Below are 11,660 nucleotides of genomic sequence, written 5' to 3'. Positions count from 1 at the left end.
GAAATTTCGTCTTCCAAGGGTGACGTAGAATTCAATCACTTTGGCTTCCGGCGTTATGCGTGGAAGTGCAATGCCCTCAATCAGGCGTCGCGTCGGGCAGCCCAACGCCTCGGGCTTCCTTCGAAGGCGTCTTTCGCCAGGCCAGTGTCGTCAAGGGGCATAATCGGGACACCGCCTGGTATGCCGCTGTCGACCACGAATGGCCCGCCCTGAACAAGGCTTTCGAGACCTGGCTGGCAGCGGAAAATTTCGATGGGGGCGGCAGGCAAAGGCGATCGCTGAGCAGTCTTACCAAGGCACTGCTGACGGCAAAGGGCTAGCGCGGCGCAAGCCTGTTTCGTCGCGCGCGGAGTGCGGCTTGCGGCAATTCACACAATCGGGCTGGCACGCGGCGGGCGAATCGACAATGCAGAGGTAGTCGACAAGGCTCGTCGATGCATGCTCGTCGGCCAGAATGCAAGGTCCGTTGGCTGAGCGCGTGCGCACATTTTTTGGAGGCTGTTGCAATGGATACGCGTTACCTCGATGACCTGCACGCCGGCCAGCGCTTCGAGAGCGGTGGCATTACCCTGACCGAAGCAGAGATCATCGACTTCGCCTGGCGTTACGACCCTCAGCCCTTTCATCTCGATGCGAATGCGGCGGCAGAATCGCCCTATGGCGGCCTGATTGCCAGTGGTTTCCAGAGCCTGGCCGTGTGCTTCCGCCTGTTCATCCAGAGCGGCGTGCTGGCCGAATCGAGCCTGGGTTCGCCGGGTATCGACGAGCTGCGCTGGCTGGCACCGGTACGCCCGGGCGACACCTTGCACAGTGTCGTCGAAGTGCTCGACGTCCGGCCCTCTAACTCGAAGCCCGATCGCGGCATCGTGCGCATGAAATATCAGGCGATCAACCAGCGTGGCGAGGCGGTGCTCACTTTCATCGTCAACCACCTACTGCGGCGACGGCAGCGCTGAAGGTGACAAATGCCAGCAGAGGGTCGTCGCGGAATTCACCTTGCCCGTCGTTGGTCATCGGATGCCAAAATGATATGTGTCATGGAAATCCTTCGTCGCGGACTCGATCTGCGGCTTCTGGGGCAAGCGGGTCAGTGATCTGCTACCACACGGCGCCTGGCTCAGAAAGGCCGCAGGAGTCTGTTGTCGAGCGGCAATTCGGCCAAAGGAGCTATTCGCGTTTCAGCGAACCCGACCACCAAGGTGCCGGCTGCTATGTTCGCTGAGAACAAACAGAAACGATCGCGGGGAGAGCGGTCGCGCCGCCCATGCACCTAGTCTTCAGAAACCCCTTGATTCCCTCCACCCCCAAGCCTACGCTCATGCGCCGCCTACTCTGGAGAGACCTCCGTTCAGACCCTGTTCACCTGCGGTTGCTAAAATCACTGTAAGCGACAGTGGTAAGGGTCGGCGAGGTGAATGCCCATCGAGAAGGGTGTTTCGCGTCTGCGGGAAGCGAACCATCTCCGCACTTGTCGTCTTGAAAGATCAGGCACGACCACTGAACAGGGTTGCGGTGGCTATGCTCATCCGCTCCAGACAACCCACCACAGGAGTAAATCATGAAACGGAAAACGTTGTTTCTATCTGCGTTGGTAAGCGCGTTGTCACTGTCTGCCGGGTACGCATTGGCAGCCGATCCGCAAGCGGCCAAGGAAAATGCTCAAGTTCAGAAACAGGAACAAGTCTATGGCAGCCAACTCATGACGCAAGAGGAGCAGATGGCATATCGCGCCAAAATGCGGGCCACAAAGACTACGGAGGAACGAGAGCAGCTCCGCAAGGAACATCATGAGCAGATGCAGGAGCGCGCCAAGGCGCGTGGTGTGACACTGCCCGCCGAACCGCCGGCCAGAGGTGGCGGCATGGGCCCGGGCGGCGGTGGAATGGGTCCCGGCGGCGGCATGGGGCCTGGTGGTGGTCGTGGTTTCTAACCGGGCAGTAAGTATCACGTAACAACTGCCACACCCACCAGCGATGCCGTGGTCGAGCAAGCTCGTTGTCAAACGCACGCGATCGATCCGGTAGCGGGGCCGGTGACCATGCGCGGTACGATGCTGGCCAACGTGTCCGCTGGTCTCAACCGTCAGTCGCTCGCGATCGGTTGCAGAAGCTCCGGGTTTGTGGAAAACAGACAATGATGACTTCACTCCATTTGCTCCTCTGGATTGCGTCGGGAATCGTGCTGCAGGTGGCGATCTATCTGGGTATCGGCTTCTGGCGTCACTGGCAGGAGTATCAGGCCTTGCGCGGCCGCGCAGTGGAGTTCAACCTGCCCGTCAAAGCGCCTGCGCCGACAGCGGGGAGCGACTTGGCCACTGGCTCCTGCTCAGGGTTCCGGACATTCAGGACCGAACGGAGGGTCGCTGGAGATGCTGCGCGGTCGGTTTGCTCTGGTTACCTCATGCCGGAAGATGGGCAAGCGCGGCCGCCCTTTTCGGTTCCTGACCTTCCGCCTTTGATCTGCCGACGATTGGGGGTACCGAACAGATCGTCCGTTGCTATTCGCTGTTGGATGCGCCTCGCCCGGAAAGCTATCGCGTCTCGGTCAAACGGCTACCGCCGCCAGAGGCCAGCCAACTTCCAGCACGGCGTTCGTCCGGTTTTTTTCCATGACCATGCAGCTGTCGGAAGTCTCCTCCAGGTACGGGCACCCGCTGGACATTTTCATATCGATCGTAGCGACGCACCGGTAGTGCTGTGATCGGTGGCGGCATTAGCATGATGCCAATGCGGAGCAGAGCGTTTACGTTTTCTTTCCTTGGGAGCATAAGAATGAGCTGGCGTAATACCAAATACCACTACGGATCGGTTTCTATTGGGCTTCACTGGTTAATGCTGTTACTTTCGTGGCGGTGTACGCGTGTATTGAACTACGGGAGTTATACCCGAAGGGTAGCGATCCTCGTGAGGCACTGAAAACTTGGCATTTCATGCTGGGCTTATCTGTTTTTGTTCTTGTCTGGCTGCGCCTGCTGGCGGCGCGCATGGCTGGACCCGCCCCCCTAACTGAGCCGGATCCTCCGAAGTGGCAGAAGCTATCGGCCAAGCTTATGCACTTTGCGCTGTACTTCTTGATGATTGGTATGCCGCTTGGAGGATGGCTTCTTCTCAGCGCAGCAGGAAAGCCGATCCCGTTCTTCGGTCTGGAGCTGCCAGCGCTCGTCGGCGAGAGCAAAAGCCTGGCAACGCTGATCAAGGAGATACATGAGGTCGGCGGAACCGTGGGTTATTTCCTCATCGGCTTCCACACCGCTGCTGCGTTGTTTCAGCACTACGTCCTTCGAGATAACACGCTACGGCGGATGCTTCCGAACCAGGATTGAGCCGCTACCGTGCGTATTACCCATCGTGCTTCTGGCAAGATCACCATTGCAGCGGTGATCTTTCGCTGCTGTCGACAAGGCGTTTGTCCTCGACCGCGACCACAACGCGCGCTGTGTTACAGGTCATGTCGGCAACGACTACAGTGGCTACACCTGCTATGGCTACCACGAGCTCTCGCTGGCAAAGATTCACCGCGAGCATGCCGAGGAGGCGTCCGTGATTTCGATAATTGCGTTCAGTGTCACCGCAGCGACGACGAGGATGACATCAAAGACTGCCACGGAGAACGGGAAGGGAAGCGCGAGGGGCACGTGGTCGAAAGGACCACGATGGCGATGACGGAGCCGGCCATCCGTGCGTCCTCCAGGGAACTGACGGGAGGCGGCACGAATCTGGATCGCGAACAGCGCCCTGGTACCGGGGAACTGGACGGTGTAGCAAGGTCACACCTCGGTGGAGCGTATCGAGGTCGAGATTCATCATTTCTTGCCACGCGCTCACGTCACGACCCATCTGGAACCATTGGAAGACCCCGTGTCGATGATCGACCAAGAGCTTGATCGAACCTCTCTCCGTGCAAGGCGAATGGAATACGGCCTTTCGGGATATACCAAATAGATCCTCGCCTGGCCAATTTAGTCGTACGGCGCCACGACGAAGCATCCCGCCGCCGCCGACCGCGGTATGTGCAGGGCTGCCTGCGGAGAACGACTACCCCGCGGTCACGGTGTAGCGCGGCGCCGCGCCGTGCTCGCCGTTAAGGCGCGGACCGGGCGGTTTACCGGAAGCGTGCCGGCAAGGACGAGAAACCGCAGGCAGGGAAGCTGGCGCGCTCGGGTAATTGGTCTGAAACCAGCGTGATCTCGTGTGTATTCGCCAGCAGCGACTCCATGAGCAGGCGCAACTCGAGCCTCGCCAGCGGTGCGCCCGGGCAGACATGCACGCCGGCCCCGTACAGCAGGTTGTTGTCGCGGTTGCGCTCGGGATCGAAGGCGTCGGGGTCGCCGAACACGGCTTCATCGCGGTTGGCGGCGGCCCAGATTAGCGTCAGACGCTCGCCCGCCTCGAGCTTGCGCCCGCCGATCTCGACCGGACAGGTGGCGACGCGACGGTTGGCGATCAGCGGTGCGTGAATACGCAGGATTTCGTCGATGGCATCGGGCAGATTGGCGGGTTGCTGGCGAAGTTCGGCCTGCAGCGCGGGATGCGCGGCAAGATAGTGCACGAGGATGCCGACGCTTGCGGCAATCGTGCCCAGTTCGCCGACCGTCCAGTTGCGCACGATGCTGACGATCTCCTCGTCACTCAACGGCCGGCCATTGATGTGCTCCTGCAGCAGGCGGTTGGTTACGTCGTCTGGGGCCTGCTCGCCGGCATCGCGGCGGATGACGAGTTGTTGTTTGATGTAGCCATCGAATTCGACTGCGATCTGCGCCATGGCCGCGCGGTTGCCGGCGCGCGTGGCCTGGTGATTCTTGCCGATCCATTGACGTAGCGGCTCATGCAAGGTGTCGGGCCAGCCCATGAAAGCGCACTGACTGCGCAGGGCGAAGGGCTGCGCGAAAACCGGCCATCAGCTCGACGGTTTCACCGCGCGGTTGATCGGCGACCAGCGTATCGGCGATTTGCCGGCACTCGGGATCAAACGCCTTAATGTCTTCAACGGTAAAGTAGCGTTCGATGATTTTCCGGTAGGGCGTATGTTCCGGCGGATCCATCGCGTTGGGTATCGACAGGTGATTCGACGCCGCATTGCTGAAGGTTTCGTGATCTTCCAGCACGCGCACTACATCCTCATGGCGAAACAGGGACCACCATAGATAGTCGCTATGGGCGACCGGGCAACGCTTGCGCATCGCATCGTAAGCGGCAATCTGGTCGTTGAGCACGTCTTCCGATCTGGGGTTCCAGTCGGCGGATTTGGCATGGGTCATCATCTTCCTCCGTTGTCTACAGGACACGCGATGGTCTTGGAATCGGACATTCCCGTCCAGGTGTGGTCCGTTTTTCTGGTCCCCGTGATTTAAAGATGGCCGGAAGTGTGGCTCGTCGTCGGTTGCCGACGGTAGACCGGATGACTGACAACCCTGAGATCATGTGTCTATCTGGGTTTTCCGACGACACAGAGAGGTCAGCAAAATGGGTGCAGTCATCCCGGTCTGGATTTTGGGGTACGACGGGCAAGTGATCAAGGAAGTTCGGCAGGACGAAACGACGGGCAAGATCACGGTGACCTGCCGGCGATCGTCCGCCGCCGAGGGCTGGCAGCCTGGCCCGCGCGCCCGCGCCAAGCCTCGCGCCTATGCCTCGTCGATTCACCGGCGCCCGCGCATCGCGTGGTCGAGGCGAGCAAGGTCCTCGTCGCTCAACAAGCGCGCCGCCATCGGCAACAGATCTCGTTCCTCGCGCTCCATGTGGCGCTCATGGCAAGCCGCCAGCACTTCGACCTCGTCGGCGAGCAGCGGCACGCACTCGCCGGCAGCGATCCTTTCGAGGACGCCGCGCAGGTGTTGCCAGCACGCTTCCAGCGCACGGTGATCGGCCGTCAGTCCGTCGATCATCTGGCGCAGGCGATCGCGTCCGACCCGGCCATCGATTCGATCAGCGCCGGGAAGAGGTGGTCTTCCTCACCCGGCGTGATGCTGCATGGTGGCGGTATCGAAGAAGGCGATCAGCTTGTTCGCTACTGCACGCGCCTCGTCGTCGACGCCACGCGCAAGCAGGTGCGGAGCCAGACGCCGCAAGGTTGCGCATTGCGCCTCAATCCGGTGGTGGCAGGCGGAAAGCATGGCCAGCGGCGAACCGGTTGCGGCGGCCGGCGCGGAAAACCCGGGAATGCTGGTCGTCACTTCAAGGCCTCTTCACTCGGCCTGACTGGCGCTGTGGCCGAAAACTGCGCGACGGCCTTGAGGTGGCGGGCGGTGCAGTCACGGCCGACAGCCAGCGAGCCGACAATCGCGCCGCTGCCGTCCCTCACCAGGCCGAAGCTCAGTTCTACGTAGAGCTTGCTCCCATCCTTGTGCACCGAGCGGGTCGTAAGTACCTGGTTCCGGTACTTGGTCTGGCCGCTGTTAACGGCTTTGTGGAAGCCGTCCCAGTGCGCTTTTCGGAGTCGCTCCGGAATGATCACGTCGAGGCTCTCGCCGAGAACTTCGGCAGCGGAATGGCCAAACACGGTTTCAGCGCCATGATTCCAGACGCGGATGGCGCCATTGCGATCGGCGAAAATGATCACATCCGGGGCCTGATCCACTAGCGCCCGATAGAGATCGGAATCTGTATCCGCACACGCGGCAGTTGCCTGCATCCTGGAACTCCTTTCCACTTGGTCGAATGCGACAAGCGCTCGCCGTCGTTGCGCCGTGGTTGCTATTCGCGGCCGAGCGTCGTCAGGTCGGGCACCGTGAATGTTCCCTGCAAGGACAGAAGCTCGCGGCGATGAAGGCCTGCCAGTTGCTCAACGCATTCGTTGCCTTTTTCTGTCAGTTGCACATCCACCTGCCGCCGGTCGCTGCTGCTGACGCTACGTTGTACCAGTCCGGCCGCCTCGCACCGAGAAATCAGCGACACGACCCCATGATGCTTCGCCTGCAGGCGTTCAGCGAGTTCGCCCACGTTCGCCGATTCCCGTCCGGGAAAGCCTTTGATCTGGAGCATCAACAGGTACTGCAAGGGCGTGATTCCGTTCCGGTGCGTCAGCTCTTCGCTGAAGCGCAGATAACGACGCAGCTGGTAGCGGAAGTGGGCAAGCGTTTCGAAATCGGCTTTTGAAATATGGTCGTCGGACATTCTTCTTGCGGGCGCTTAACCATGATTTGTATCACGGCATGATATAGTTAGCTGGACGCAAGAGCAAGTTGCCTGGCCGCGGTGTTTCGCGAGCTTCGCCTGGCAGGCGTCATCCCGCGGCATCCCCAGGCAAAGGCGACTCAACGGAACCCAATGACTACTGACCCACCTACCCACGGCCTCTCGACGCTCTGCATTCACGCCGGCACGCATCTGGATCAGACCACCGGCGGCGCGTGCAGCCCCATCTTCACTTCCACGGCCTACGCGTTTCCGAATCCGGCCAAGCAGAACACCTATCCGCGTTACTTCAACACGCCCAACCAGCAGGTCATCAACCGCAAGCTGGCAGCGCTAGAGAAGGGCGAGGCGGCGCTTGTCTTCGGCTCGGGCATGGCGGCCATTTCCACTTTGCTGCTCGCTCATCTCAAACCCGGCGACCACGCAATTTTCCAGAACGACCTCTACGGCGGCAGCATGCGGCTGATCAGCAGCGAACTGCCGCGGCTTGGCGTGCAGGTTTCCTGGGGGGCGAACGTGGCGGAGTTCGCCGCTGCATTGCGACCCGAGACGCGGCTGATCTACGTCGAATCGCCGTCGAATCCGCTGCTGCATTGCATCGATCTGGCCGAACTGGCTGCGCTTGGCAAACGCCACGGCGTGTTGACGGTCATCGACAACACTTTTGCCACGCCGATCAACCAGAACCCGATTCCGCTGGGTATCGATGCGCTCATCCACAGCGCTACGAAATACCTCAACGGCCACAGCGACGTGAACGCGGGCGTGGTCGTTGCCTCCACTGAAATTGTTAGCCGTGTGACCGAGAGTGCCGTCAACTTCGGCGGCATGCTTGATGCGCACGCCTGTTCTCAGCTGGAACGTGGTCTGAAGACGCTGGCCCTGCGCGTGCAACGGCACAATGAGAATGCCGAGGCGCTGGCACGTTTTCTTGCCTCGCATCCGGCGGTGTCCAAAGTCAATTATCCCGGCCTGTCCGAACATCCAGACCACGCCATCGCGGCACGCCAAATGCGTGGCTTTGGCGGCATGCTGTCGTTCGAGCTGCGTCAGCCGGAACGGCTGGATCGCTTGCTGAGCCGGCTGCGGATCGTCATGCCGGCCTTGAGTCTCGGCGGCGTGGAGAGCCTGATTTGCGTTCCCAGCCGCAGTACACATCGCACGATGACGGCCGCCGAGCGACAGCGCGCCGGCATCAGCGACGGTTTGTTGCGGGTCTCTGTCGGTATCGAGGATGTTGCAGACCTGCTCGCAGACTTCACCGACGCACTGGCCATGAAATGATCGTCGCTCCTGGCTCCGACGAGGGAATCTCGCTTATGAACAGCACTGACAACACGCAGTCCGCCCCATTAATGATCGTCGGCGAGGTGGCGTCTTCAGGTCTTGCCCGTGGACCCGCTCTGCTGTGCGATTGCGCCCGAACGCAGACAGCCGTTCCGCTTCGGCAGGTGAGCGCGGCGGAGGTGCAAGCTGAGGTCGCGCGTTTCGATGCCGCGGTGGTCGCTGCCGAGGGTAAGCTGCTGGAAGTTCAGGAGAGCGTCCGACGGACTTTGGGGAAGGACGAGGCGGAGATTTTCGAAGCGCAAATCCTCCTCCTGCGCGACGTGCAATTGCGCGATGCGGTGCGTGCGCTTTGCCTCGAAAATCGGATGAATGTGGAGGCTGCGGTCGAAGCAGCGATCAAGCAGTTGATGGAATTGTTCGGTCGCCTCGAAGATCCCTACTTCCGCGAGCGTGCCGCCGATCTGTACGACGTCGGTAGACGCCTCCTCGATCACCTGGCGGAAGACGGGCTGCCGGATGTTCCTGCTGTTCACGAGGGATGCGTCATCGTCACCAGCGAAATTCTCGCCTCCGTCGTTGCTCGCCTGGAAGGCCATGGCGTGCGTGGCTTGATTGTCGAAAAAGGTGGCCTCACCGCGCACGCCACCATCCTTGCCCGCTCGCTCGGCATCCCCACGCTCGTACAGGTGCCGGAGGCGACCGGGAAAATTCGTGCCGGCGATCTGGTGATCGTCGATGCTCTGGCCGGACGCGCCTTCATCAATCCGCAGGCCGAAATCCTGCACAAGTACGATCAACTGGACGCCAACCTGCAAGTTCACCAGGGCATCCTGAAGGGCTTGATTGGCCTGCCGACGGTCACTCGCGATGGCGTCGAAATCAAGCTCTGCGCCAACGTCGGGCAGACCGCCGACGCGCTGGCGGCGGCGAACGTCAAGGCTGATGGCATCGGACTGTATCGCACCGAGTTCGTCTTTCTGGTCCAGGACCATTTCCCTTCGGAAGACGAGCAGTACCAGTTCTACCGCAACACGGCAGAACACCTGCAACCGGCGGAAACCGTGATCCGCGTCCTCGATGTCGGCAGCGACAAACCGCTCAGCTATTTCCCGCTGCCCCGCGAAGCCAATCCGGCCATGGGCTTTCGCGGCATCAGGCTGTTGCTCGCGCATCCCACCCTGCTGCACACGCAACTGCGGGCCATCCTTCGACTGAGTGCCTCGCATCCGGTCGCCATTCTTCTGCCGATGATCGACGGCATCGACGACTTGCGTGCGGCCAAAGCGACGATCGAACATGTGAAGGAGGAACTCGCCGCAGCCGGCCAGTCGTTCGATCCCCTGATCCCGGTCGGGGCGATGATCGAGACGCCTTCAGCGGCGATCCTCATCGAGCACCTGGCCGACGAGGTCGACTTCTTCAGTGTCGGCAGCAACGACCTCGTCCAGTTTCTGCTGGCTGCGGACCGGATACGTGGCGAGATGGTGTCCACCTATGATCCCTTGCATCCGGCGGTCATCCAGGTGCTCGCCAAGCTGGCGACGGTGGCCAGGAGCAAAGGAACACCGATCTCTTTGTGCGGAGAAATTGCCAGTGACCCGACCTACACAAACCTCTTGATCGGCCTCGGATTTCGAAGTTTCAGTGTCAGTCCAGGACGGTTGCTGGACATCAAGCACGCCATTCGCTCGACCGACCTGCAACAGGCTGAAAAGCTGGCCGAGCAGGTTCTGTCGGTGCACTCGACGCGCGACATCCGGGCGCAGGTGCAGGACGACTGGAACCGACGTCGCCCGGTTGCTTCGCCAGAGTTCAACAACCCAACAAGTCCCGTCGGCAGATCGCTTGCGGTGAGACACAACCTTGCTCGGCAGCGCTTCGAAGCGCAGGCAGGAGACAGCGCCTCGGCGTTTCTGAGCTACCGTGTCGAAGGCGAGCGCGTCATTCTGAAGCACACCTTCGTACCGGACGCGCTTCGCGGCCAGGGAATCGCTGCTGATCTGGTTCGTGTAGCGCTGGAGGAGGCGCGGCAACGGCGCTGGAAGATTGTCCCGCGCTGTTCGTATGTCGCCAGCTTCATCGAACGCCATCCCGAATTTGGCGACCTGGTCGACCGGCAGGAAGGAAACCTGGACTGAAGCAAGTGCTTCGCGCTGAGTACCTTGAAGCCGGGTCCATGGAATCGTTGCGCCAGTATTTACGAAGGCTGTTTCTTCCCGAAAATACCGACCCACAAAGAACGGAGGATTGTGTGAACGAGATCATTTCAAAACTGCTCGCGGAACATCGAAACCTGGGGAAACTGGTCGGACTACTGGATCGCCTTCCTGTGGATATGACTGATCCGAAACTCGACGAGATCACGCTGCTGGTTGACGTCTTCGCTTACCTGACCTGCTTTCCAGATGTCCGTCATCACCCGGTCGAAGACCGGATCGTCGCCAGTCTCCTCGCTCAAAATGCGCTGTCTGCCGATATCGCTGACGAGATCGAAAGGCAACATCGTGTACTGGCCGGGCAGGGCACGGATTTGATGCGCGACCTCGAGTCGGCTGCGCGCGAGGAAACGACTTCGTGGCACGCCGCTGTGGTCAGCGCCCGGCTATACGCTGAACGCCTTCGCCACAACATGACGGTCGAGGAACTCGCCGTTTTTCCAGTGGCTGAACAGCGTCTTGGCGACGCGGATTGGCATGCGATTGCCGCTTTATCGACACGTGAGCCGGCAGATCCGCTCTTTGTTTCGCTGACCGAGAAGCGCTTCGCCGACCTGCGCAGAGTGATCGCCAGAGAAGCAGATTGTGGCTGTTTCGAGAATCCGGAAGTAGGGCGGTGATGGCGAGCAATATCGCGGAGCATCGCCCTCGCTTCCCGGTTCTTGGTAAGCTCCCGCTTACGACGTCAGGCTGGACCTCGTCTTGATCTACAGAAAACCGGACGACAGCGTGCTGCAACTCGTCCGTCTCGGTTCGCATGGCGAACCGGGTTTGTGAAAGGTCTGGCTCAATGGAACTCGAAAGTTTTCTTTTCTCCGCGGTACTGCTGCTGAGCGCAGCAGCGGTCGGCGTAGCGCTGTTCAAACACCTTGGGCTGGGATCGGTGCTCGGATTGCTCGTGGCGGGGATCGTGGTTGGCCCGCATTCTCCCGGCCCCTCGGTGACGACGCATGTCGATGAGGTGCGGGGCAGTTTCACCCAAAACAAAAAAAGGAGCTGGCGTCGTGCTGCTGCTGTTCGCGAT

Annotated in this window: 9 protein-coding genes and 5 pseudogenes; 9 read left to right on the top strand and 5 right to left on the bottom strand. The window is 60.7% G+C overall.

What is annotated here, in order from left to right:
• Positions 1 to 42: 42 nt before the first annotated feature.
• From QZ648_RS22905 to QZ648_RS22890, 4 genes and pseudogenes are all read left to right on the top strand, one after another.
• Positions 43 to 320 (top strand): annotated as a pseudogene (locus tag QZ648_RS22905) (GNAT family protein); the annotation flags it as partial.
• 186 nt (positions 321 to 506) lie between these two features.
• Positions 507 to 956 carry a MaoC family dehydratase gene (locus QZ648_RS22900; RefSeq protein WP_169068529.1) on the top strand — a complete coding sequence of 150 codons (450 nt, stop codon included), beginning with the start codon at positions 507 to 509 and terminating at the stop codon, positions 954 to 956.
• A 602-nt stretch (positions 957 to 1,558) separates the two neighbouring features.
• Positions 1,559 to 1,930 (top strand): hypothetical protein, encoded by a 372-nt coding sequence (locus QZ648_RS22895; RefSeq protein WP_169068530.1) that lies wholly within the window; start codon positions 1,559 to 1,561, stop codon positions 1,928 to 1,930.
• 841 nt (positions 1,931 to 2,771) lie between these two features.
• Positions 2,772 to 3,322, top strand: a pseudogene (locus QZ648_RS22890) (cytochrome b).
• A gap of 779 nt (positions 3,323 to 4,101) precedes the next feature.
• Here QZ648_RS22890 and QZ648_RS22885 read toward each other — a convergent pair.
• The 5 genes and pseudogenes from QZ648_RS22885 to QZ648_RS22870 all read right to left on the bottom strand — a co-directional run bounded on the left by QZ648_RS22885 (position 4,102) and on the right by QZ648_RS22870 (position 7,112).
• Positions 4,102 to 5,257 (bottom strand): annotated as a pseudogene (locus tag QZ648_RS22885) (cytochrome P450).
• A gap of 381 nt (positions 5,258 to 5,638) precedes the next feature.
• Entirely contained in the window at positions 5,639 to 5,893 is a 255-nt protein-coding gene (locus QZ648_RS25185; protein ID WP_366144233.1) for a hemerythrin domain-containing protein, read from the bottom strand.
• 57 nt (positions 5,894 to 5,950) lie between these two features.
• Positions 5,951 to 6,172 carry a hypothetical protein gene (locus tag QZ648_RS25180; protein ID WP_366144229.1) on the bottom strand — a complete coding sequence of 74 codons (222 nt, stop codon included), beginning with the start codon at positions 6,170 to 6,172 and terminating at the stop codon, positions 5,951 to 5,953.
• Positions 6,169 to 6,630, bottom strand: coding sequence for a PAS domain S-box protein (locus QZ648_RS22875; RefSeq protein WP_291998414.1), 462 nt, complete (start codon positions 6,628 to 6,630; stop codon positions 6,169 to 6,171). Before QZ648_RS22875 ends, QZ648_RS25180 begins: the two co-directional genes overlap by 4 nt.
• Positions 6,631 to 6,692: 62 nt before the next feature.
• On the bottom strand, positions 6,693 to 7,112 hold the full coding sequence (locus tag QZ648_RS22870; RefSeq protein WP_169068534.1) for a MarR family transcriptional regulator: 420 nt from the start codon (positions 7,110 to 7,112) through the stop codon (positions 6,693 to 6,695).
• A 153-nt stretch (positions 7,113 to 7,265) separates the two neighbouring features.
• On the opposite strand from QZ648_RS22870, the gene QZ648_RS22865 reads away from it, so the two are divergent.
• From QZ648_RS22865 to QZ648_RS22845, 5 genes and pseudogenes are all read left to right on the top strand, one after another.
• Entirely contained in the window at positions 7,266 to 8,417 is a 1,152-nt protein-coding gene (locus tag QZ648_RS22865; RefSeq protein ID WP_169068535.1) for a PLP-dependent aspartate aminotransferase family protein, read from the top strand.
• Between the two features lie 35 nt (positions 8,418 to 8,452).
• On the top strand, positions 8,453 to 10,558 hold the full coding sequence (ptsP, locus tag QZ648_RS22860) for a phosphoenolpyruvate--protein phosphotransferase (protein WP_169068536.1): 2,106 nt from the start codon (positions 8,453 to 8,455) through the stop codon (positions 10,556 to 10,558).
• Positions 10,559 to 10,671: 113 nt separating this feature from the next.
• A complete protein-coding gene (locus tag QZ648_RS22855; protein WP_169068537.1) occupies positions 10,672 to 11,256 on the top strand; it encodes a hemerythrin domain-containing protein in 585 nt (194 codons plus the stop codon).
• Between the two features lie 64 nt (positions 11,257 to 11,320).
• Positions 11,321 to 11,413 (top strand): annotated as a pseudogene (locus QZ648_RS22850) (type II toxin-antitoxin system mRNA interferase toxin, RelE/StbE family); the annotation flags it as partial.
• Positions 11,414 to 11,426: 13 nt separating this feature from the next.
• Positions 11,427 to 11,660, top strand: a pseudogene (locus tag QZ648_RS22845) (hypothetical protein); the annotation flags it as partial.

This window comes from Candidatus Accumulibacter sp. ACC012 (genome assembly GCF_907163155.1).
In the GTDB taxonomy this organism is placed as follows: domain Bacteria; phylum Pseudomonadota; class Gammaproteobacteria; order Burkholderiales; family Rhodocyclaceae; genus Accumulibacter; species Accumulibacter delftensis.
The sequence above is the reverse complement of the archived record's forward strand: the minus strand, read 5'-3'. Positions and strand labels throughout refer to the sequence as shown.